The organism is Acinetobacter sp. NPDC052428 (genome assembly GCF_044547685.1).
GTDB lineage: Bacteria > Pseudomonadota > Gammaproteobacteria > Pseudomonadales > Moraxellaceae > Acinetobacter > Acinetobacter lwoffii_G.
Genome location: NZ_JBIUAT010000005.1, coordinates 1 through 22,578, shown reverse-complemented (window position 1 = coordinate 22,578; position 22,578 = coordinate 1). Strand labels below are relative to the sequence as shown.

Genomic DNA, 22,578 nt, shown 5'->3' with positions numbered 1-22,578 from the left:
TAAGGGAGAAAAAGTAAGATAAAACAGGCATCCGTTGATGCCTGAATTTTTATATTTAAATATAAATAAAATCAAAGGAATATTTAAATTCTATCCCTATCCAGCTTTAAGCGGCTTGAACGATATCTTTCACATAGATACGTTTTACGCCATGCGACAGCATATCCTGCCAGGCATGTTGCAAGGAACCATTCAGGTCAATGCCCTTGGTGGCATCGGCAATCACATAGGTTTTAAAGCCCAGTTTGCAGGCATCGATTGCGGTCCAGGCCACACAAAAGTCCGTGGCAATCCCGACCACGAATACCGTATCAATCCCGCGTTCACGCAGATAGCCAGCAAGACCCGTCGTGGTTTTCTGGTCAGCTTCCATAAAGGCCGAATAACTGTCGATCTGGGAATGAAAACCCTTGCGAATGATGAGTTGTGCTTGTGGTAAATTTAAATCCGGATGCAGTTCGGCATCGAGTGTCCCTTGCACACAATGCTTTGGCCATAAAACCTGACTGCCATAATCCAGCTGAATACTGTCATAGGCTGCTTTGCCGGGATGGTTGTCTGCAAAAGAAATATGGTTATCCGGATGCCAGTCCTGAGTCAGGATAATATGCTTAAAATGCTGTCCCAATAAATTGATATTTGGAATAATCTGGTCAGCATTGGCTACAGCTAGATTGCCTCCGGGAGTAAATCCTCTTTGTACGTCTACGACCAGTAAAGCGACATTATTCTGCATCTGTTTTCATCCATTGAAATTTCGATTTATGCCCAAGCATAGCGCAAAATACCCCAGGATTTTTAGCCCTGCTGCTAAAAATGGTATGACTGTGTATTCTCAGCATGCGCATATGAGCAGATCAATCGATTCATTATTTTTGACAAAAAAGGATGGGTTCCGCGCTTGTATCAAGCTAGATCTCTACAAAAAATAAGCTTAAAGATAAAGTGATGAGTCTTTCTAATAATAAAACAGTGTATTTAATTCTTAAATTCTGAAAATAAAAAAGCCTGCAAAAGCAGGCTTTTTTAAATCTTGGAACATTACACTTTGGTGCGATTCACCAGGAACAGCATACATAATGCAGAGATGATGATACATGGGATCGCAGCAGTAATGACCCCCGCAGCACCGAAACCTGCCGTCAGTAACTGACCGGCAATGACTGGACCCAGCATGGCACCGATACGGCCAACTGCAGACGCAACACCAACACCAGTACCACGCACTTCAGTCGGATAAACGATACTGCCGAAGGCATACAGTACACCCTGACAACCAATCACGAAGGCACCGGCCAATGCGGCGGCCATATACATCTGGTTCAGTGAGCTTGCACCATTCAGCGCCAGTAGACCTGCCAGAATGCCCCCGTACATCAACAGGATCACATAGGCTTTCTTCCAGCGGTCGGTCAGCATACCCAGAATAATCGTACCCAGGGTCGCTGTAACCATGAAGTAGAACTGTGCGGTTGAACCATCTTTACGTGTGAAGCCGAGTTCCATAAACAAGGATGGCAACCAGCTCAACATGATGTAAACCACCATCAAGGTAAAGAAGTAGCTCACCCAGATACATAGCGTACGTAACAGGTTGTCCGAATTAAACAGGTCCTTGAATGAACCCTGCGGTGCAACGGCAAGTTCTGCAGCCGTTTTGTTCTGTGCTTTCAGATATTCCTTCGACTCAGGCAAAAATAGCATCATCAGCGGAATGGCAAAAATTGGTAACAGGCCACCGAGATAGAAAACATTTTTCCAGTTGGCACCAAATTCAGTCGCAGCAACCAAAGATAAAATCGCTGCACCGACTGGCATACCGCAGTACATTAAGCCGACTGCACGGCCACGATTTTGTGGAGAGACAGCTTCTGATGCGAGTGTAATCAGAATCGGCATCGCGCCGCCCAGACCTGCTCCAGCCAGGAAACGCACTGCCAGCAAGCTGTTAAAGCTATTGACCCAAACCGTACATAAGGTAAATACAGCAAATATTGCTGTCGACCAGATCAAGACTTTCTTACGGCCAATGCGGTCCGCAAATCGACCACCAACCAGTGCACCCGGTAATAAACCCAGAATCCCTGCACTAAAAAACACACCCAACTGGGAACTATCGAGACCAAAATGCTCACGAATACCTGCAGCAGCAATTCCGGCTGCCTGAATATCTAAGCCTTCAATCACCGCAATCAGAAAACAGATCGCGACCGTGACGATAGCATGCTTATTGTCTGATTTTTCCATTGGATTATCCTTGTTCAATCAGCGTTACAAAAGACAGCCATCATCTATGAGCCTGATTGCAGAAATAACTATCAATAAGTTGAACGTTTTGCTTGGATATTCCAAAAGGGGCTGAAGTAAATCAATTGAAGATGCTGACTGATAAAGTCGCAAAAACACTTAATCAGAACATCATAAAGTTCAAGACTTAGACTTTAAGGCTTATACATCAAGTTAAAAAATTAACCGATAAGAAAAAAAAATTCTCAATTTATTGATATTTAAAAAAGATTAGTCTTAATAGTTTTTGTCTTTATTTGTCTGGGTACAAGAGTGCGATCAAGATGTACGAGATCTCAATTTATCCAATATAACTATTATTCCAAAATCAAAAGGCATAAAAATCGCAGTTTTCAGCTGATCTTTTTGCACAAGCCTTATCATTATTGGGTTCATTTGGGGCAATATCTTCTTTTGTCTAGACTAGAGACATAACTTTGGTCTCAGGATTTTGCTTTATAAATCATCTTATTTATTACTTGATTGTTTCCAAAAGGCTTTGTATAAAGAATTCAGTAGCTTTTACTAAAGCATATTGTTCTTATGCGTTTGATCAGTCATAATTTGCATAAGCAATATTCAATTCAATGCAAATCTATTGAATTTGCTATAAATCAAAATACAAATCCATCCCAATTTATGTTTTCTCATTCCTTTCGGATGGACAAATAGGATAGTTTTTTAAAATGACTCAGCAAGCACAGACCATTCAAGGTTCCATAGTCGCAATCGTCACCCCTATGTTTGAAGATGGCAGCGTAGATTGGAAGGGTCTCGAGAAGCTGGTTGAATGGCATATTGCAGAGGGCACCAACAGTATTGTTGCTGTTGGAACGACAGGCGAAGCCTCTACTCTCAGCATGAGTGAACACACCCAGGTGATCAAAGAAATCATTCGTGTGGCCAACAAACGTATTCCTATTATTGCCGGCACAGGTGCAAACTCGACCCGTGAAGCGATCGAACTGACCCGCGAAGCCAAAGAGCTGGGGGCAGATGCAGCTTTACTGGTGACGCCATATTATAATAAACCGACTCAGGAAGGCTTGTATCAGCACTATAAAGCTATTGCTGAAGCCGTTGATCTTCCACAGATTCTTTATAATGTTCCGGGCCGTACCGGTGTGGATATGGCCAATGAAACCGTGATTCGCCTGGCGGATATTCCACAAATTATCGGTATTAAAGATGCGACTGGCGATGTACCGCGCGGTGCTGAACTGCTGCAAGGCCTTGTCGGTAAAGATATGACTGTTTATTCGGGTGATGATGCAACTGCGTATCAACTGATCGGTCATGGCGCCAAAGGTAATATCTCGGTCACGGCGAACGTGGCTCCGAAAGCCATGAGCGAAGTGTGTGCAGCTGCGATTGCCGGTGATGCAGCCACAGCTGAACAGTTAAATGCTCAGGTTGCAAATTTACACAATATTTTATTTTGCGAATCGAACCCAATTCCTGTGAAATGGGCACTCCATGACATGGGCTTAATTGGTACGGGTATTCGCCTTCCATTAACACCACTTGCAGAACAATATCGCGCTCCGCTTCATGAAGCACTGGTCGAAGCGGGCGTTATCAAATAAAAGAGCACAAGATTATGCAATTACGTTTAGGACTTAGCCTTACACTTTCAGTATTCAGTTTGGCAGGTTGTAGTTCAATGGCCTTTAATAACGGCACTTTAGACTATAAAGAGACTACTACCCTGGAAGCTTTACAATATCCTGAAGGCGCCATGGTTCGTCCTGCAACGCCATTGTATCCTGCTCCAACAGTTGATCTGCTTGCAATTGAACATGCACCGAAGCTTGAAAACCAGCGTGGCAACCGTTTTGCCTTGCCACGCCCACAAGCCCAGACTGAAAACTCAAATACAGCTGATCTAACCGAAACCAATACGGTGGGTCGACCACAGTTGGTCACTGACGGAAATCTTAATCCGCTGCTTAAAATTGAGGGAAATTCTGCTACAATTTGGCAATATACACTTGCCACCCTCAGCAGTCTGAATCATAGCATCGTTGCGCAGAGCAAAAATCGTTATGAAGTCACGATTAAGGTTGATCAGCAGATCTATGTATTAAGATTATCTTCTGTCGGTTCAAGTAATAACCTCGCTGTGTTCAATGCCGATAACAGTTTTGCCGACCGTGAAAAAGCTGCAGAACTGCTCAACCAGATTTACCAAAATTGGCCAGCCTAGACATTTCTAGGCATTTTTTTTGTAAAAGGTTCCCTCATGTTAAAACAAACCTTGCTCTATACTGGTAAAGCGAAATCTGTCTACACCACAGACAGTTCAGACCATCTGATTTTAGTCTTTCGCGATGATGCCTCAGCATTCAATGGCGAAAAAATTGAGCAACTAGATCGTAAAGGCAAGGTGAACAACCGTTTTAACGCCTTCATTATGGAAAAACTGGCAGAAGCGGGAATTGAGACCCACTTTGAAAAGCTATTGACTCCAAATGAAGTGCTGGTAAAAAAACTGGATATGATCCCGGTTGAATGTGTGATCCGTAACTATGCAGCAGGTTCTTTATGCCGCCGCCTGGGTGTGGAAGAAGGCAAGGAACTGACTCCTCCAACATTTGAATTGTTCTTTAAAGATGATGCGCTTGGTGATCCAATGGTCAATGAGTCACAAGCCATTGCTTTAGGTTGGGCAACTGCTGAACAATTGGCGAAAATGAAAGAATTGACTTACCAAGTGAACGACGTGCTTAAAGCATTGTTTGACGCAGGGAATATGATTCTGGTTGATTTTAAGCTTGAATTCGGCGTGTTCCACGACCGTATCGTACTTGGTGATGAATTCTCTCCAGACGGTTGCCGTCTATGGGACAAAGACACCAAGAAAAAACTAGATAAAGACCGTTTCCGTCAAGGTTTAGGCGGCGTAGTTGAAGCCTATGAAGAAGTAGCTGGCCGTTTAGGTATCAATCTAGACAACATCTAATCTGTAAATGCGCAGATTCGAAAAAACCGAGCTTTTTAGCTCGGTTTTTTATTTCCGGCTTTTAATCGGAAAAATAAATTTTTATTATTAAAATGATCGTTTTTACATCAAAAACTACATGCATTAATATTATCACATACCAGGCAAATCAGTGAGTTGACGCACTTTACTCCATATTTTCCGACCAAATTTCTCCTCTACCCTCTAGGATGTTATCTCCCTCAAAAACATCCTACTTTCAGCCCAATTCGCCTTGAATTGGGCTTTTTTTTAATCTGTTCAATTAGTTGGGATACCCAGCTTTATTGCTGCTGTTGTTGCTGTTGCCAACGGCGTTGCTGTAAACGCTCCCCTTCAACTTCACGTTTATTACGTGCTGATTCATACAGTTTGGTATCCTTCAGTTCTGGCGGCATATATTCCTGTAGCACAAAATGCTCAGGATAATTATGCGGATACAGATAATCCACGCCATAGCCCTGCTCTTTCATCAGCTTGGTTGGCGCATTTCTTAAATGCAAAGGTACAGGCAGATTTGAAGTTTTATCTGCGAGTTCCATCGCCTTGTTAATCGCCAGATAAGTACTGTTACTTTTGGCACTGGTCGCGAGATAAACTGCACATTGCCCCAAAATAATCCTGCATTCCGGCATGCCTACAGCTTGTACCGAACGGAAACATTCACCAGCCAACAGCAAGGCATTTGGATTAGAGTTGCCGATATCTTCAGATGCGGCAATCAGCATACGCCGTGCAATAAACACCGGATCTTCACCGCCTTTGAGCATGCGTGCCATCCAGTACAGGGCTGCATCTGGATCACTGCCGCGAATGGATTTGATAAAGGCCGAGACCAGATCATAGTGCTGCTCACCGGACTTGTCATAACGGGCGATATTCTGCTGTGCGACTTTCACCACGACTGCATTGGTGATGATATTTTCCATATCCGCTTCAAAGGTACTGGCGATCAGATCCAGTAAATTTAGTGCCTTGCGGGCATCTCCTGCCGCGAACTGGATCAGGGCATCAAATTCTTCAATCAGGATATGTCTTTCCTGCAAGAAAGAGTCATTTTGCAAGGCTTGTGTCAATAAGGTCTGAATCGATTCAGCACTCAATGCATTCAGGCTATACACCTGACAACGTGACAATAAGGCACTATTCACTTCAAAAGACGGGTTTTCCGTGGTGGCGCCAATTAAGGTAATTTTCCCTTTCTCGACCGCATTTAACAGCGCGTCTTGCTGGGATTTATTAAAACGGTGAATTTCATCAATAAACACCACTGGCGTCAGCAAATCGCCACCTTCTGCAATGATTTCACGCAGCTCTTTCACGCCGGTATTCAGTGCAGACAGGCTGATAAAAGGCCGGTCTACCGCTTGAGCCAGCAGTAAGGCAATGGTGGTTTTTCCAACTCCGGGAGGTCCCCAGAAAATGATCGAAGGCAGATGCCCCTGATCAATCATCTGGCGTAAGGGCGCCTGCTCACCCAGCAAATGTTCCTGCCCGATAATCTGTGTAAGGTCGCGTGGCCGTAAGCGTTCTGGAAGCGGGATATGACTATCTGACATGTTATTATTGGCTCAAACTAAATTCTGATCTCATTCTAACATCAGCAGTTTTGATTCCAAGAATGCAAACATCAAGCATAAAAAATTAATTTATGTAGATATCCTCTATTTTTTTAATTCTGAATGAATTAATCTCTATAAAAGCGAATAATTTGAACATGATTAATTGTGAATTAATTACAGTGTAATTTTCATATTGTTTATTCTAATTAAAAGAAACTTATCTCGCCCCTTGGGCACTTTTGGGTTGTAGTGGTGAATGCATGAAGCATGATAAATTTGAACAGGGAGCTGTGAGTCGGTCTAAGCCACTGACGTCATCATCACTGATTGCACCCCACGTTCACTTGTCTGAATCGGTTTTGTTAAAAAATCTGATCGATGCCTTACCGCAACCCTTGTGGGTCAGCAACAAAAAACATCTGCAATATTTTAACGATGCCTTGACTGATTATCTTGGCGTGAACCTGAATGAACAGGGTCATCCGCAATGGCAGAGCTTTATTCATGCAGAAGACTTGCAGCTGTTTTTAGCGCAGTGGCATGCTGCGCTGGATCAGCATCAGAACTTTGAAACCCAGTGCCGGATTAAACGCAGTGATACCCATTATCGCATGTGTACCCTAGCGGTAAAATTTCATCATGAACCTGAACATTTGCTGCAATGGGCCGTTTCCCTGACCGATGTGCATGATTATTTTGAAATCCAGCAGCAACTTTCTCAAATCGTTTCAACCCAGGAAAACATGCTGGATGCCAGCGCAGACTACATTAACATTATCAGCCCTGAAGGCGAGATTCGACATAGCAACCAGTCTGGCTGTCTGGCACAAGCAAGTGAGACCGCAGGACAAAATCAAGACCGTTCATTGTGCTGGTTAAATCGCTTAACCCCTGAAGCCCGAAAATCCGGGCAACGTGCTCTGAAACAGGCAGCCCAAGGCTTAAACAGCCGTTTCTCCAGCAAAATCCAGATCAAAGATCAACCGATCCAATATTGGGATCATCTGCTGACCCCGATTCTGGATCAGCAGAATATTACCCAAAATATCCTCTGTGTATCACGCAATATCAGTCAGCAAAAAATTGCAGAAACGCGGTTAAAAGAAGTAATTAAACGTGATGAACTGACTGGCCTGTATAATCGCAGTACCTTCTATAAAACCTTTAAACAGGTACTGTTAAAGGCCAAACAACAGCAGACCATGGCGGGTTTACTGCTGATTGATCTGGATTATTTCCGGCATATCAATGATACCTTGGGCCATATTGCCGGCGATCATCTGTTACATGTCTTAGGCAAACGCTTCCAGACTTGTTTCGGTCCGAATACCATCATCGCCCGTTTGGGTGGCGATGAATTTGCCGTACTGGTCAAAAATTTGGAAAGTGAAGAACAGCTGCTGGCAACGGCGCAAATGGCCTATGCCCAGCTGGATCAGCCCATCAATTATGTCGGCAATAGCATCAGCAGTGCCATGAGTATAGGCTGTGCCATCTATCCACGTGATGCCTTAAATACCTCGAATCTGCTGAAGTGTGCCGATATCGCCTTAAATGACCTGAAAAATAGTGGTCGTGGTGGCATCCGCATGTTTAATCAGGAAATGTGCGGTTCACTGGAAAATATAACCAAGCAGCTGACTCTGGCTCGCAAGATTATTCTGGCCGATCAGATCATTCCCTATTACCAACCTAAAGTACGTCTTTCTGATGGTGCAGTGATTGGTTTCGAAGCACTATTACGCTGGCAAGATCAGAATCAGAACATTCAGTTACCTTCCGAAATTTTTGCTGCCTTTCAGGACTATGAGCTGGCCTCACGCATCAGTGAGACCATGCAACTGAAAGTCTTTGCAGATATGAGTCGCTGGCAGGCACAAGGTCTGGATCTGTTACCGATTTCCATCAATGCTGCACCAGTCGAATTCCTGCGCGATGACTATGCCGAAAAACTGTTGGCACGCCTGTCCAACTTTGATATTCCCGCACATAAAGTTGAACTAGAAATTACCGAGCAGAGCCTATCCGAACATGGTGCCAATTATGTGGTTCGCGCCCTGAACCTGCTGAAACAGGCCGGAATCCAGATTTCGCTGGATGATTTCGGCACTGGACATTCTTCGCTGACCCGCTTGCAGGACTATCCGGTGGGTTGCATCAAGATTGACCGCAACTTTGTAGAACGCATGAACAGTGACCCATCTGCCCTGGCCATTGTCAAAGCCATTACCCAGATTGGCTCCAGTATTGCACTGGATGTTCTGGTCGAAGGAATTGAGAATACAGAACAGCTGGATACCCTGATCCATTGTGACTGTCAGATTGGACAAGGCTTCTATTTCTATCGTCCGATGGCCGGTGCTTCGGCCCAGGCTCTACTCCATCCGGCAGATCAATAAACGAATCACGCAGGCAGATTCAACGCACCCAGCGTACGATATAATCTTCAATGTCGTCTTGATGAATATCTGCTTCACTCAGGCAGCGCCCTGCTGCCGACTTGCGTGCCTGAATCACGCTTTCTCGTGAACCGCTAATCAGATAATGCCAGGATGGCAGGCTTTTGCCCTGCTCTACCCGGCGATAGGCACAACTCGAAGGCAACCAGTGAATCGTTTCCAGCTTCTCTGGCGTGAGCTGAATACAATCAGGCACATACTGCAAGCGATCTGGATAATTGGAGCAACGTGCAGTGCTACAATCCAGCAGCTTACATGCCACTTTGGTATAGGCGACTTCCTGAGTATCTTCATCTTCCAGTTTAATCAGACAACACAACCCACAACCATCACATAAGGCCTCCCACTCGACTTGCGTCAGTTCAGCAAGTGAATAGTTTTTCCAGAATTCGGGACGTAAAGTATCGCTCATGATCGGGCCGGAATATTCAAAAATCAGCTGATTATAACAGCCAGAACCCTGCAGACCTACTGTCTCAAATTTTTATTGTTATCACGTAAACTATTGTTAAATCAGAGACAGTTCATCAACACAACACTAACAGTTGCTGGAATCGTTTATTTCTATACTAAATTTGAAAATAAAAACACATGGAGAATATATATGTTTCGCTGGGCTATTATTTTTGCTGTTATTGCATTAATTGCGAGTCTACTTGGTTTCGGTGGCGTCGCGGGCTTGTCTAAGGATTTTGCGATTATCTTGTTGGTAATTGCGGTGATTCTTGCGATCGTTGGTTTTCTTTCGCGCGGCAAGGTCTAGATTTACGCTAGACCTTTTCAAAGCAAGTGTTAGCTTTCAAAAAAAACAAGAGCCTTCTGGCTCTTGTTTTTTTATGGGTATTTTAATGATCTGTTTTGATCAAAAATACTTCTTTTAAGATGAACTTAAGGCTTTAAATGACGTGGTCTAAAACCTGCCACCAGCAAGGCTGCAACATACGCTACCACACCGACAACACATAAGATCAATACTTCTACCACACGCATCCATTGTGATACATCTGCGTTATACCAACTCAGGGCATAGGCCAGAGCTGCAATCATCATCACATTGGCAAACATGAATTGCAGGAAGATTTTTTTCCAGTGCGCCCCAAAACGGAAAATATCACGCTTATGCAGATAATAATAAAGCAGACCAGCATTGACCATCGCAGAACCTGTCGAGGCCAGCGCAAGGGCCATATGCTCCGCTTCCCAGTCAATCAGCTTGAACAAGCCGATAAAGATCACGTTCAGAATCGCATTGGCGGCCACAGCCATCAGACCGACACGCACCGGGGTTCTGGTATCCTGCTTTGCATAAAACCCGGGCGCAAAGACTTTAATCAACATAAAGGCAATCACACCACCGCTCATACATTGCAGCGCCAAAGCCGTCATCTGGGTATCTTCAAAGGTGAACTGGCCACGTTCAAACAGGGCCTGAATGATCGGGGTCGACAGCATAAACAGTGCAATACTGGCGGGTAGGCCTGCCATCACAATAACTTTGGCTGCCCAGTCCATCATGCCACGGAATTTTTCCGGATTTTGCTCAGTATGCCGTGCCGATAAGGACGGCAAAATCACGGTACCAATTGCAACACCGATCAGACCCAGCGGCAATTCGGTCATACGCTCGGCACTATACAGCCAGGATACCGAACCATCCTGCATGAATGAAGCCCAAATGGTATTTAACAATAGATTAATTTGCGTGACAGATACACCAAATAATGCCGGTAGCATCAACTTCATGATGCGATCTACGCCTTCGTGCTTGAAGTCAATTTTCGGTGGAATCAGCAGGTTTTTACGCCATAATTCAGGAATCTGGATGGCCAGCTGTAAAATACCGGCAATGATCACAGCCCAGCCCAGCGCCATAATCGGCTCTGCCATATACGGCGTGAGCCAGAGCGCTCCGGCAATCATCGCCACATTCAGCAAGACCGGTGCAAATGCCGGGGTACTGAAAGAGCCATAACTGTTCAGAATACTGCTGGCAAAAGCCGTCAATGACATAAACAACAAATAAGGAATGGTCAGGCGAAACATGTCGGTCGCCAGGGCGAACTTTTCAGGGTCACTATGGAAACCGGGCGCATAGACATACATGATCAATGGCGCAGTAATGATCGCGACCATGGTCAGCGTCGTCATCACCGTCGCCAGACAGCCAAACACCCGGCTAATCAAGATCTGGACTTCGGTATGCGTGCGACTGGTTTTATATTCAGTCAGTACCGGAATAAATGCCTGTGAAAATGCGCCTTCGGCAAATAAACGCCTGAAAAAGTTTGGAATACGAAATGCGACTACGAAGGTATCGAAGTCTTTACCAGCACCAAAGACATTCAGTAAAACAATATCTCGAACCAATCCCAGTACGCGTGACAACATGGTCATCGCACTGACAATGACGGTCGAACGCCAAAGCGCCATCCTATTCACCTAATGTATAAATTTGTGGCTATTGTAATGAAACTTTTGTCAGAAGTTCATTGCTTAATTTCATCGCTCAAGCGAGCTTGAGGTGTTTTTATAATGCTGTAACTGTGCACGAAAATCAGCCCAGTTAAAATATGGTCCCGGATCGGTCTTGCGGCCCGGTGCAATATCCGAATGTCCGGCAATATGCTGCTGAATCTTGGAATAATGCTGTTGCAGACAGGCCGTGACTTTTACCAAGGCCTGATATTGTTCAGCTGCAAAAGGCAAGTCATCACTGCCTTCCAGTTCGATCCCGATCGAATAATCATTACATTCTTTTTTGCCCAAATAGCTCGAGCGGCCGGCATGCCAGGCACGATCATTAAAATTGACAAATTGCAGCACTTCGCCAGATCGTAAAATCAGCAGATGGGTCGATACCTGCATGCCCTGAATCGTCTGAAAATAGGGATGTACCGACCAGTCCAGCTGATTCTGAAAAAACTGCTCAATATAACCGCCGCCAAACTGTGAAGGTGGCAGGCTGATATTGTGAATCACCAGCAATTGAATCTCGGTCTGTTCTGGCCGCTGATTAAAATTGGGAGACGGGATTTGACGTGCACCGATGAGTTGCCCGTCCTTGACCTGAAACTCAGCTGCCTGTTGCATAAAACCGTTCTCCCCAAAATAAAATCTGCAAGATCAGCATTGCAGCCGGCTTCATGCTAAAACTTTCAAGGAGAAATCTCAATTCATCCCGGCAAACTGGATGAAAAATCGCTCATCTTTTATGTAACGGTGCTAAGATAAGGCGCAATTTTCACGGCTTAAAAAAGATACGGAAATACTCATGCGCATATCTCAAGCTTTGCTAGACCAGTCCATTCAGATCAATATTCAACAAGCACTTTCAGAAGATATTGGTGACGGTGATATTACCGCCCTGCTGACCCCTGAAGATGAACAGGCCACTGCCACCATCATTAGCCGTGAAGACATGGTCTTGGCCGGGCAGCCTTGGGTGAATGCCTTGATTCAGGCCTATGATCCAAGCATTGATGTGATCTGGCTGAAAAATGATGGTGATCAGGTTCAGGCCAATGAAGCGTTTTTAAAATTGGCCGGATCTGCGCGCAGCTTACTCACCGTGGAACGCCCTGCGCTCAACTTTGTCCAGACGCTGTCTGCGGTTGCGACTAAAACCGCCCACTATGTCAAAGAACTGCAAGGTTTAAACACCAAACTGCTCGATACCCGTAAAACACTTCCGGGTCTGCGTATTGCACAAAAATATGCCGTGGCCATTGGCGGTGGTCAGAATCACCGTCTGGGCCTGTTTGATGCCTTCTTGATTAAAGAAAATCATATTATGGCAGCGGGTGGCATTGCGCAGGCGATTGCCAAGGCACATCAAATTGCACCGGGTAAGCCTGTTGAAGTTGAAGTGGAAACCTGGGATGAGCTGAATCAGGCACTCGAATCCCATGCCGATATCGTGATGCTGGATAATTTCAGTCAGCAGCAGATGATCGACGCAGTGCAACATGTAGCTGGTCGCTGCAAACTGGAAGCCTCAGGTAATATCACCATTGATAATTTACGTGAAGTAGCCAGTACCGGCGTAGATTATATTTCCATGGGTGTGCTGACTAAAGATGTCAAAGCCATTGATCTGTCGATGCGTTTCAATGCTTAAGCCTAGATGGGATAGATGACCGTAGAGGGTGCGAAGCACCCTTTTTTTATTTTTAGAAATTTTTTTTGCGTATATTTTGCTCAATTTTCTATTTTAGACCTTAATCATCATCGTCATCCCGATTACCTCGGCGATCGCGGTCATCATCGTCACCATCACGGTCGTTATATCTTCCGTTATCCTCATCACGATCCTGATTTAACACTGAACGCTCGTCATCTTCACGATTATTGCCCCAGTCACAGGCAGTTAATCCAAACACGCCCAGCAATGAAATTGCACAAAGCCACTGTTTCATGTCGCATTCCTCATTGTGTTCTCATCTGATCCAATATCGATGCAAAACCGGTGCAGATATAGCCAATTCATGTCGGCTTTTTGTGATGAAGCTTTGTGGTGCAGTTTTTGAATACAGGTGCAGAGTGAAATTTTAAGCATAAAAAAACGCATCCGGAGATGCGTTTATCAGCATGGGATGAATTACCAGCCTAAAGCTTGTTGCTGTTTCTTCACCAGTTCCTGAATACCTTTTTCGGCCATTTCCAGCATGGCATCCGATTGTGCGCGGGTAAATGGTTTGTCTTCTGCAGTACCTTGAATTTCAATAAATTCACCGGCCTGAGTCATCACCACGTTCAAATCAGTTTGACAGTTTGAATCTTCTTCATAGCAAAGATCCAGTAACACTTCATCTTTGAAAATACCGACAGAAACCGCAGCCACCAAACCTTTTAATGGATCATGTTTGATTTTTTTTCTTTCCAGCAAGACGTTCATGGCATCGACCAGAGCCACCGCAGCACCGGTAATTGCGGCAGTACGGGTGCCGCCATCAGCCTGAATCACATCACAATCGATAGTAATGGTATTTTCACCGAGTTTTTTCAGATCGACCATTGAGCGCAGGCTACGACCAATCAGACGCTGAATTTCCTGGGTACGGCCACTCTGTTTGCCACGTGCCGCTTCACGGTCACTACGGGTATGGGTTGAACGTGGCAACATGCCATATTCAGCCGTGACCCAGCCCTGGCCCTGACCTTTCAGGAAGCGTGGTACAGAACTATCCACACTGGCGGTACAGAGTACTTTGGTATGACCAAATTCAACCAATACAGAGCCTTCCGCATAACGTGTATAGTTACGGGTAATTTTCACTTCACGTAATTGATCTAATGCTCGTTGGTCGATACGCATAAATAAGTCCTGTAGAGGTTAAAAATAATTGCGGCTCAGTATAGCAGAAGCCTTTGCCAAGATTAGCCAGCCGGGTGATTCATTTACAAAATCAATGCATCAGGCCACTGCGAAATGTCAAAATTCTGCCGATCTGTGGCACTACGATTTGATTTAATTTTTGCTAGACTAAAACTCCCTATGAGGGAAGCCAGTGACAGGAAACCCATTTATGTCCTTACGTGAAGATCGCAAGCAGCAAAGTCATCAGGCACTACTCGATGCGACACTAGCATTCAGCAGTCAGGGCCGCGCTTTCAGCACGATCAGCCTACGTGAAGTCGCGAATGCAGTCGGAGTAGTACCGACGGCGTTCTATCGGCACTTTCAGAATATGAGCCAGTTGGGTCTGGAATTGCTGGATCAGGTTGCGATTCATATCAAGGGCGTACTCAATCAGCTGGGGCAGGCTTATCTGTATCAGCCGAATACCCGAACCCACACCGGGCTTGAGCTCTTCTTTCAGGCCGTCGAATATCATCCTGAACCCTGGATTTTTTTTGTGGCAGAACGTTGGGGCGGTTCGGACGTGTTACGTGTCGGCATTGAACGGGAAATTCATTTTCTGGCTGAAGATGTCATGCATGAACTGGCCAAGATGCAATCTACCCGACATATTCAGGCATCACAGGACTTGCAGGCTCTGGCACAGATGCTGATTGAACTGTCCCTGAACTGGGCCATGGGCTGGATTCATCTGCAGCATCAGGTTGATCCAGAGCTGCGCCGCGCTCAATCCAATGCCTTTAAAACCCAAAGCGTGCTACAGATGCAGCTCTTGCTACGTGGCATTTTGCACTGGTACCGGCGACCTGCCAAAACAGTTGAAACCGCAAGCCCTGTGCTCAATGAAGCGGTCATTCCCCCTGCCTAAATAAAAAAACCTGCATCATGATGCAGGTTTTTTTTACTGATCGTCAGTTCAGACTTATTTGGCTTTACGCTCTTTCTCGATCAGGTAATTCACCACCTGAATGACTTTGGCATCATTACCCTGCACAATATATTTACCATTCACGGTCACTGCCGGAACACCACTTAACTGATACTGAGCAGCCAGATTTTTGGCTTGGGCAATTTTCGAAGTGATCGGGAAAGATTTATAAGTGCTGTTAAATTTCGCTTCAGAAATACCATAGCGGGTATAGAACTTGGCCAGTTGTGCCTGTTCTAAAATTGGACGTTGCTTGTCATGAATATCATGGAATAATTATAAATGTGCTTTTTGACGCACACCCAATGCTTCAGACACATAATAAGCACGTGCTGCCTGTTCCCAGAGTGGATTCATTGCAGCCGGCGTACGTACAAAACGTACATCTTTTGGTAATTTTTTCAACCAGCCCTGCATATGTGGTTCAAGCGCGAAACAGTGACCACAGCCGTACCAGAAGAATTCACGCACCTCAATTCTGCCCGGTTTTTCGACTTTGACTGGTTTTGCAACCACCTGATAGTCCTGACCTGCCACAAAATTGGCCATAGCATTGCCTGAAAAGGCCAAAACAGATGCGGCAACAGTGCCTAAAAGGAATTTTTTCATTCGGATTATCGTCCTCTAAATCATTATGCTTAGTTTATGTGTTCACTATAAATCAATTATGCCGGTTTCGTTTTCATTCTGTGAACTTTTTTGCTGCTTTTATCGCTTTTTCTGCCAGAATCGCTACACTAAACCATCGGACTGATTTTCAAGGTTTTAAATCAGTTTCTCTGGCCATTCGGCACGTACATATTTTTAGCTAATCACGACTGATTGAGGTGACACCGATGTCGCAATTGAATGTTGATCCACAAGAAATTGCCAAGTTTGAAGCATTTGCAGCTATATGGTGGGATCAGCATTCCGAGTTCCGCCCCTTGCACATGATTAATCCATTGCGTTTAAACTGGATTGATGAACATGCCGGTGGCTTAAGCGGCAAAAAAGTGCTGGATGTCGGCTGTGGTGGCGGTATTCTGGCCGAAAGCATGGCGCGACGCGGGGCCGATGTGCTCGGGATTGATATGGGTGCAGCCCCACTGAATGTGGCACGCATCCATGCCGAACAGGAAGGCGTGAGCAATATTGAATATCGTCAGGTGCCGGTCGAGCAACTGGCAGAGGAACAGGCTGGCCAATATGACATCGTGACCTGCATGGAAATGCTGGAGCATGTGCCAGATCCGGCATCGATTATTCAGGCCTGTCATAAACTGGTCAAGCCAGGTGGTCATGTGTTCTTCTCGACCATTAATCGTAATCCAAAGTCCTATTTATTTGCGATTATCGGGGCAGAATATGTCTTGCGCATGCTGGCCAAAGGCACCCATGATTACAGCAAATTTATCAAGCCGTCTGAACTGGCACATGATATTCGTAACGCGGGTTTAAAGCTCAAAGACATGACCGGTCTGCACTATAATCCGCTGACCAAGCGTTATTGGCTGGCACCGAATGTTGATGTGAACTACATGGTTTATACCGTGAAAGATAGCGCAGCAGAGACCACAGCATGAAAGCCGTTTTATTTGACCTAGATGGAACCCTGATTGATACCGCTGCCGATTTTATCCGAATTATCCAGCAGATGTGCCGTGAAGAAGGCCGCCCACTGGTTGCACCCGAGCTGATTCGTACCCAGGTCTCCGAAGGCGCTCGCGCTATGGTGAAACTGGTTTATCCGGAACTGCAACTAGAAGATCCGGTCTTTCTGCAACACCGTCAGCGCTTTCTGGACATGTACGGCGCAGATATTGCGGTCGATACCGATCTGTTTGATGGCATGTATCCATTACTTGAACAGCTAGAGGAAAATGACATTCCTTGGGGGATTGTGACCAATAAACCGCGCTGGCTCAGCGAGGCTTTACTGCAAGCGCTGAACCTGAGTGAACGCTGCGCAGTGCTGGTCTGTCCGGAAGATGTGACACGCACTAAACCAGATCCTGAACCAATGTATCTGGCAGCCCAGCAACTGAATCTTGCCGCTGAAGACTGTATCTATGTCGGAGATCATCCACGAGATATTGATGCCGGTCGTCATGCCCAGATGCCGACCATTTTGGCTGCCTATGGTTATTTGCCGTTGCAATACAAAGACGATTTAAACGCCTGGCAGGCCGACCATATCGTGCATACTGTGGCAGAATTACATCAATTGATTCAGACACTGGTACTGAAGCAGCATACTGCGGTATCTTGAACGCTTAACACTAAATAATAAGAAATGAGGAGGTAGATAATGAAATATTCAGCATATCAACCTCGCCCCGATCTGCTCAAGGATCGTATCATCCTGATCACAGGTGCGGGCGATGGCATTGGACGTGCAGCAGCAATCAGTTATGCCTTGCATGGCGCAACTGTGGTGTTGCATGGGCGTACCTTAAACAAACTCGAAGTCATTTATGATGAAATTGAAAGTTTGGGTGCGCCGCAACCTGCCATCTTGCCGCTACAACTATCAAGTGCTTCAGAACGTGATTATGAGCTTTTGCTTGATACGCTAGACCGTCAGTTTGGTCGTCTGGACGGTATTCTGCACAATGCCGGCATTTTAGGTGAACGGGTTCCCTTGGCGGATTATCCGGTCAACGTCTGGGATGATGTGATGGCGGTCAATCTGCGTGCACCCTTTGTCATGACCCAGGCCCTGCTGCCGCTATTATCCAAATCTGAACATGCTTCAGTGGTTTTTGCCAGCTCAGGTGTAGGCCGCGAAGCCCGCGATCGCTGGGGTGCGTATTCGGTTTCTAAAATTGCTATTGAAGCGGTAAGCCAGTTATTTGCCAAAGAGCAGGTACATCCGAATATCCGTTATAACTGCATCAATCCCGGGGCAACGCGGACTGCCATGCGCGCCAAGGCCTATCCGAATGAAGATCCGAAAACCCTGCCTACCCCCGATTCAATCATGCCGGCTTATCTATATTTGATGGGTAATGACAGCCTGCATATGAATGGCCAGAGTATTGATGCACAGGATTAAATTATTCTGTCTGTCATTCAGGGAGCAATCGCTCCCTTTTTATTTCATTTTTAGTCATATTCAGCGCATAAATCTTAAGTAAGTTCACCCCGCTCGCATTGAGTTTCATTAAAATAACAGCATACTAAGCCCCACTATATTTCACTCGAGTGCATCATGACTGAATTAAACAATATTACGGTGACCCATTTAGACGATGGCATGGTGTCGCTGCTGATTGATCAACAGCCTATTTCAGAGAAATACGGCACCAAGTTTGAAGCCAGTATCGTGGATGACATCAAAGCACTCGAAAATGCTCAGAAACTCAAATTGTTCGAGCAATTTGTATTTTCACATCAGGATCTGAATTTTGAACATGCCTATTATTATGTGACTGGCATTGAAAAATTAGACGACAGTTATCGTCTGGCCAAGCATTTTGTTTATCGCATTAAAATTGAAGGTCAGCCAGAAATCGAACATGTCATCAGCAATCAGGGCAAAGCCATGACGGCCGAGGATGTACGTGCCTTTATTCAGGCGCATGTGCAGAAATCACTCAACGATTATACTGACCTGAACTACGCTTATTAAAAGTCGGGTCATTGAATAATCTTGGGCACTTTTCGATAAAGTGCCCTTTTTTTCTTAAAATCCTGCAAAAAATAACAATAAATCGGATTTACATATTAAATATATAAAATTATACGGTTTTCCAAATTAAACTGATTGGACTATGCTTTCTTGAATCACAGATAGATCAAATCAGGAGCGCAGCATGGCTGACCAAAAACGTAAAATTGAAACAATTCACCGGATTGAACAGTTGCAGTTATCTGAAGCATTGATTGTGGCACTCGATGACGCCCTACAAGCTGAATCCGTGGCTGACGCGATTCAGTCCTTACAAGGTTTGGCAGAGCAATGGAATTAATCTCAAACTAAACTGGCAAAATTCTTTGTCGTTTCATTAAATCATGAACTTTTTTCTTGCTGATTCAATGCTGTTTTTTTGAGCTAAATCATCGATTTTCGCTTGCATGTTGGCCCTTGCTTTGATGAGATAAGGACATAGCTCGGTAGGCTACTTTATAGAAGTGATGCCGTCGCCTAAAGTCATGTAAAAACATGACATCATCATAATATCTCTGCATTTGTTATAAAAATTGTGCCTGTTCTTCACAGTTTCTCTGCAATTTTTCCGTACATTAGACACTGTAGAAGATGAACAATTTAATGAGGGTTCAACATGAAAAAGGTTTTGGTGGCACTGGCAATTTCTTGCAGTACATTCATGCTGAGCAATGTCGTCATCGCTGCCTCTCATTTCAATGATGAATCCCGTATGGATTCACGTCATGGTCATGACAAGAAGAAAGCCCGTGAGTTCCGAGAGGAAGATCAACAGGATAACCGCCGTATGCGTGAAGAACGTGGGGTGAAACGCCTGCAACAGTTACGCTGGCAGCCGGGTTATGTGATGCCACAGCATTATCGTGGCAATGGCTATAAAGTTGAATACAAAGACCATCGCCTGCCTCGACCTGACCGCAAGCAGCAATGGTACAAAGTCAATAATGACTACATTCTGGTGGATTCTGAAAACAACAGCATTATCCGCATCGTGGGTGACTAGTTTATAAGTGCATTCAAATTTAATCTTCTTTAAGGCCCAACGATGTTTGGGCTTTTTTATTTCACTGGCTGAAAATTTTTAACCCAAAATCTCGCTGCTTTTCCAGTTTTCAGACTGTGTGATTCATCTACTAAATTTCTTCATGAATTTAACAATTTAACTAAGTAGCCCTCACGCTTTCTATGTACTTGTTCGCTAATTTAGTCTCATCGAAATTAGATATACATCTTAAGGTGAGAGCCATGAAAAAAGTCTTAACTACAATCGCGTTATCTCTAAGTGCTTTGTTAGCTACTTCTGCAATGGCAGCACCACAGTATGACTCGCGTTATGACCATAATCCGCATAAACCGGCGCCACACTGGAATGCCAAAGATAGCAAGAAATGGAATGACGACCGTCGCTGGAATGATGACCGCCGTCATAACAACCGTATGGTCAACCCAAGCCGTGACTGGCGCGTAGGACAAACTTTACCTCGTCAATATGACAACAACCGTTTTGAAGTCAGTGATCGCGAAGCACGTCGTTTACCAAATACCGGCCGTTTCCAGCAATGGTACAAAGTCAACAATGACTATGTTCTAGTGAATGAACGTACCAACAAAATTGTACGAATCATTAACTAAGCTTTCTCCATTACTGCTCGTCTTGCAGACACCTGAAGCCCCCTTCAGGTGTTTTTTTATATCTACACTTCCACTTGCATTTTTTTTCATTAGAATCAAAGCTGGATCTTCAATCATTGAAATGGGCACAGCATGACTTCAGCAGAAACGTCACAAAGCACAACTTTGCAATATGTGCACTGGTTTCGCCATTCTGCGCCTTATATCAATGCGCACCGCAACAAAACCTTTGTAATCATGTTTGATGGCGAAGCCGTCTTAAATGATAACTTTCAGCATATTATTCACGATATTGCTTTATTACATTCTTTAGGCATTCGGCTGATTCTGGTACATGGTGCACGTCCGCAAATTAACCAGAATCTGGCTCAAAGCCAGATTACGACGCCTTTTTACCAGCAGCGTCGGGTCACCACACGTGAATCTTTAAGCTGTGTGATGAATGCCGTCGGTTCGATCCGCCTACAAATTGAAGCACTGCTGTCTATGGGACTGGCCAACTCGCCGATGTATGGCGCCCGGATTGATACCGTTTCAGGGAATTTTATCACTGCCAAGCCGTATGGGATTCGTGATGGTATTGATTTTCAACTGACCGGTGAAGTGCGTGCAGTTGATACTGACGCGATTCAGCGCCATCTGGACAGTCATAATATTGTGGTGCTTGGCCCGACTGGTTATTCCACAACAGGAGAAGTCTTTAATCTGCTGGCTGAAGAAGTTGCTACCAAAACTGCGATTCGCCTCAAGGCAGATAAACTGATTTTTCTCGGTAAGCAGCATGGTCTGATGGACAGTAACGGTCAGCTCAAACGTGAAGTGACACCGCAACAGCTGGATGATTTTATTCCGGTCGAGCAAGATGCACTGGAAAGAGGATTACAATTAAAAGCCGCACAGGAAGCCTCCATGAACGGCGTACATCGGGTGCATCTGATTTCTTATGCCTATGATGGTGCCCTGCTGGAAGAACTTTTCACCCGTGATGGTTCCGGCACTCTGGTCACTGACGCGCATTATGAAGAAGTGCGGATGGCCGATATTCAGGATGTAGGCGGTCTGATCGGTTTGCTGCGTCCACTGGAAGAAGAAGGCATTCTGGTTTATCGTTCGCGTGAACGTCTGGAAAATGAAATCAACCAGTTTGCCGTAATCGAACGGGACGGCATGATTCTGGCCTGTGCCGCCCTTTATCCGATTCCGACTACGGGTGATGAATTGCGTTCTGCAGAAATTGCCTGTGTTGCGGTACATCCCAGTTATCGCAAGTCTAATCGGGGTAGCCAGATCCTGCATTATCTAGAAGAAAAAGCCAAAAGCATGCAGATTCAGCGACTGTTTATTTTAACTACCCGCACCGCGCACTGGTTTCTGGAACAAGGCTTTGAACCGGCTTCAGTCGATGACCTGCCGGATGCCCGTCAGGCATTTTACAATTATCAACGTAATTCAATTGTTTGCAAAAAGTCACTTTAAAGTGGCTTTTTCTTTCAGTGCTTTAGCTTAATTTTAGATAAAGATATCTGGCAATCTCGCTTTAAATTTTAAAATTCTATTACTGGTTTTTAGCTAAACATATCAACAGATCAGATTTAAAAAAATAACTATAAATTTCATAAGTTTGATTAGGGTCTGTTGACATTTACTGTTCAAAAAAATAGCGAGAAAGTAAAATTTAATCGCCAAACTAAATTTACTTCTCGCTATGCCTCGTACAATG

At 44.9% G+C, this 22,578-nt stretch carries 23 protein-coding genes and 1 pseudogene; 15 read left to right on the top strand and 9 right to left on the bottom strand.

Annotation, left to right across the window (positions count from 1 at the left end; genetic code table 11):
• Positions 1-106: 106 nt before the first annotated feature.
• Together pncA and mhpT are read right to left on the bottom strand one after the other, a co-directional pair.
• Positions 107-736: a bifunctional nicotinamidase/pyrazinamidase gene (gene pncA / locus ACIG3F_RS05165; protein WP_071850312.1), complete on the bottom strand. Its 630-nt coding sequence runs from the start codon at positions 734-736 to the stop codon at positions 107-109.
• A 305-nt stretch (positions 737-1,041) separates the two neighbouring features.
• Entirely contained in the window at positions 1,042-2,247 is a 1,206-nt protein-coding gene (mhpT, locus tag ACIG3F_RS05160) for a 3-(3-hydroxy-phenyl)propionate transporter MhpT (RefSeq protein ID WP_071850313.1), read from the bottom strand.
• Positions 2,248-2,972: 725 nt separating this feature from the next.
• Between mhpT and dapA the strand changes: the two genes are divergently transcribed.
• From dapA to purC, 3 genes are read left to right on the top strand one after another with little or no spacing between them, the layout of a single operon-like run.
• Positions 2,973-3,872 carry a 4-hydroxy-tetrahydrodipicolinate synthase gene (dapA, locus tag ACIG3F_RS05155; protein ID WP_004281249.1) on the top strand — a complete coding sequence of 300 codons (900 nt, stop codon included), beginning with the start codon at positions 2,973-2,975 and terminating at the stop codon, positions 3,870-3,872.
• Between the two features lie 14 nt (positions 3,873-3,886).
• Positions 3,887-4,492, top strand: a complete 606-nt coding sequence (locus ACIG3F_RS05150) for a lipoprotein-34 precursor (NlpB) (protein WP_396469520.1) — start codon at positions 3,887-3,889, stop codon at positions 4,490-4,492.
• Positions 4,493-4,528: 36 nt separating this feature from the next.
• The gene (purC, locus tag ACIG3F_RS05145; protein WP_004281247.1) at positions 4,529-5,248 is read left to right on the top strand and encodes a phosphoribosylaminoimidazolesuccinocarboxamide synthase; all 720 of its coding nucleotides are present in this window, start codon (positions 4,529-4,531) and stop codon (positions 5,246-5,248) included.
• A gap of 302 nt (positions 5,249-5,550) precedes the next feature.
• Here the strand turns inward: purC and ACIG3F_RS05140 are convergent, their stop codons facing one another.
• Entirely contained in the window at positions 5,551-6,825 is a 1,275-nt protein-coding gene (locus ACIG3F_RS05140) for a replication-associated recombination protein A (RefSeq protein ID WP_004281246.1), read from the bottom strand.
• A gap of 263 nt (positions 6,826-7,088) precedes the next feature.
• Here ACIG3F_RS05140 and ACIG3F_RS05135 point away from each other — a divergent pair, with 263 nt between their 5' ends.
• Positions 7,089-9,227, top strand: coding sequence for a putative bifunctional diguanylate cyclase/phosphodiesterase (locus ACIG3F_RS05135; protein ID WP_396469519.1), 2,139 nt, complete (start codon positions 7,089-7,091; stop codon positions 9,225-9,227).
• 19 nt (positions 9,228-9,246) lie between these two features.
• On the opposite strand, the gene ACIG3F_RS05130 is transcribed toward ACIG3F_RS05135, so the two are convergent.
• Positions 9,247-9,699: a YcgN family cysteine cluster protein gene (locus ACIG3F_RS05130; protein WP_005105303.1), complete on the bottom strand. Its 453-nt coding sequence runs from the start codon at positions 9,697-9,699 to the stop codon at positions 9,247-9,249.
• A 192-nt stretch (positions 9,700-9,891) separates the two neighbouring features.
• On the opposite strand from ACIG3F_RS05130, the gene ACIG3F_RS05125 reads away from it, so the two are divergent.
• Positions 9,892-10,050 (top strand): DUF1328 domain-containing protein, encoded by a 159-nt coding sequence (locus tag ACIG3F_RS05125; RefSeq protein WP_004647174.1) that lies wholly within the window; start codon positions 9,892-9,894, stop codon positions 10,048-10,050.
• 125 nt (positions 10,051-10,175) lie between these two features.
• Here ACIG3F_RS05125 and murJ read toward each other — a convergent pair whose 3' ends face one another.
• Positions 10,176-11,726 (bottom strand): murein biosynthesis integral membrane protein MurJ, encoded by a 1,551-nt coding sequence (murJ, locus tag ACIG3F_RS05120; RefSeq protein WP_396469518.1) that lies wholly within the window; start codon positions 11,724-11,726, stop codon positions 10,176-10,178.
• 60 nt (positions 11,727-11,786) lie between these two features.
• Positions 11,787-12,377, bottom strand: coding sequence for a 1,6-anhydro-N-acetylmuramyl-L-alanine amidase AmpD (gene ampD, locus ACIG3F_RS05115; RefSeq protein WP_396469517.1), 591 nt, complete (start codon positions 12,375-12,377; stop codon positions 11,787-11,789).
• 181 nt (positions 12,378-12,558) lie between these two features.
• Between ampD and nadC the strand changes: the two genes are divergently transcribed.
• Positions 12,559-13,404, top strand: coding sequence for a carboxylating nicotinate-nucleotide diphosphorylase (gene nadC, locus ACIG3F_RS05110; protein ID WP_396469516.1), 846 nt, complete (start codon positions 12,559-12,561; stop codon positions 13,402-13,404).
• 100 nt (positions 13,405-13,504) lie between these two features.
• Here nadC and ACIG3F_RS05105 read toward each other — a convergent pair whose 3' ends face one another.
• Together ACIG3F_RS05105 and rph are read right to left on the bottom strand one after the other, a co-directional pair.
• Entirely contained in the window at positions 13,505-13,702 is a 198-nt protein-coding gene (locus ACIG3F_RS05105) for a hypothetical protein (protein WP_004281239.1), read from the bottom strand.
• A gap of 182 nt (positions 13,703-13,884) precedes the next feature.
• Positions 13,885-14,601 (bottom strand): ribonuclease PH, encoded by a 717-nt coding sequence (rph, locus tag ACIG3F_RS05100; protein ID WP_396469515.1) that lies wholly within the window; start codon positions 14,599-14,601, stop codon positions 13,885-13,887.
• A 211-nt stretch (positions 14,602-14,812) separates the two neighbouring features.
• Here rph and ACIG3F_RS05095 point away from each other — a divergent pair, with 211 nt between their 5' ends.
• A complete protein-coding gene (locus ACIG3F_RS05095; protein ID WP_396469514.1) occupies positions 14,813-15,514 on the top strand; it encodes a TetR family transcriptional regulator in 702 nt (233 codons plus the stop codon).
• A gap of 54 nt (positions 15,515-15,568) precedes the next feature.
• On the opposite strand, the pseudogene ACIG3F_RS05090 reads toward ACIG3F_RS05095, so the two are convergent.
• Positions 15,569-16,183 (bottom strand): annotated as a pseudogene (locus tag ACIG3F_RS05090) (thiol:disulfide interchange protein DsbA/DsbL).
• Between the two features lie 227 nt (positions 16,184-16,410).
• Here ACIG3F_RS05090 and ubiG point away from each other — a divergent pair.
• The 8 genes from ubiG (at position 16,411) to argA (ending at position 22,334) form a co-directional block, all read left to right on the top strand.
• Positions 16,411-17,139, top strand: coding sequence for a bifunctional 2-polyprenyl-6-hydroxyphenol methylase/3-demethylubiquinol 3-O-methyltransferase UbiG (gene ubiG / locus ACIG3F_RS05085; protein WP_005108199.1), 729 nt, complete (start codon positions 16,411-16,413; stop codon positions 17,137-17,139).
• The gene (locus ACIG3F_RS05080; RefSeq protein ID WP_396469513.1) at positions 17,136-17,825 is read left to right on the top strand and encodes an HAD family hydrolase; all 690 of its coding nucleotides are present in this window, start codon (positions 17,136-17,138) and stop codon (positions 17,823-17,825) included. Before ubiG ends, ACIG3F_RS05080 begins: the two co-directional genes overlap by 4 nt.
• Positions 17,826-17,864: 39 nt before the next feature.
• Complete coding sequence (locus ACIG3F_RS05075; protein ID WP_396469512.1) at positions 17,865-18,611, top strand: YciK family oxidoreductase; 747 nt, start codon at positions 17,865-17,867, stop codon at positions 18,609-18,611.
• Positions 18,612-18,767: 156 nt separating this feature from the next.
• Positions 18,768-19,187 (top strand): hypothetical protein, encoded by a 420-nt coding sequence (locus ACIG3F_RS05070; protein ID WP_004281232.1) that lies wholly within the window; start codon positions 18,768-18,770, stop codon positions 19,185-19,187.
• A gap of 184 nt (positions 19,188-19,371) precedes the next feature.
• Positions 19,372-19,527: a hypothetical protein gene (locus ACIG3F_RS05065; protein ID WP_004281231.1), complete on the top strand. Its 156-nt coding sequence runs from the start codon at positions 19,372-19,374 to the stop codon at positions 19,525-19,527.
• A 315-nt stretch (positions 19,528-19,842) separates the two neighbouring features.
• On the top strand, positions 19,843-20,229 hold the full coding sequence (locus ACIG3F_RS05060) for an RcnB family protein (RefSeq protein WP_314107457.1): 387 nt from the start codon (positions 19,843-19,845) through the stop codon (positions 20,227-20,229).
• Positions 20,230-20,471: 242 nt separating this feature from the next.
• Entirely contained in the window at positions 20,472-20,858 is a 387-nt protein-coding gene (locus ACIG3F_RS05055) for an RcnB family protein (RefSeq protein WP_253160397.1), read from the top strand.
• A gap of 132 nt (positions 20,859-20,990) precedes the next feature.
• Positions 20,991-22,334 carry an amino-acid N-acetyltransferase gene (gene argA / locus ACIG3F_RS05050; RefSeq protein ID WP_247144277.1) on the top strand — a complete coding sequence of 448 codons (1,344 nt, stop codon included), beginning with the start codon at positions 20,991-20,993 and terminating at the stop codon, positions 22,332-22,334.
• Positions 22,335-22,578: the final 244 nt, after the last annotated feature.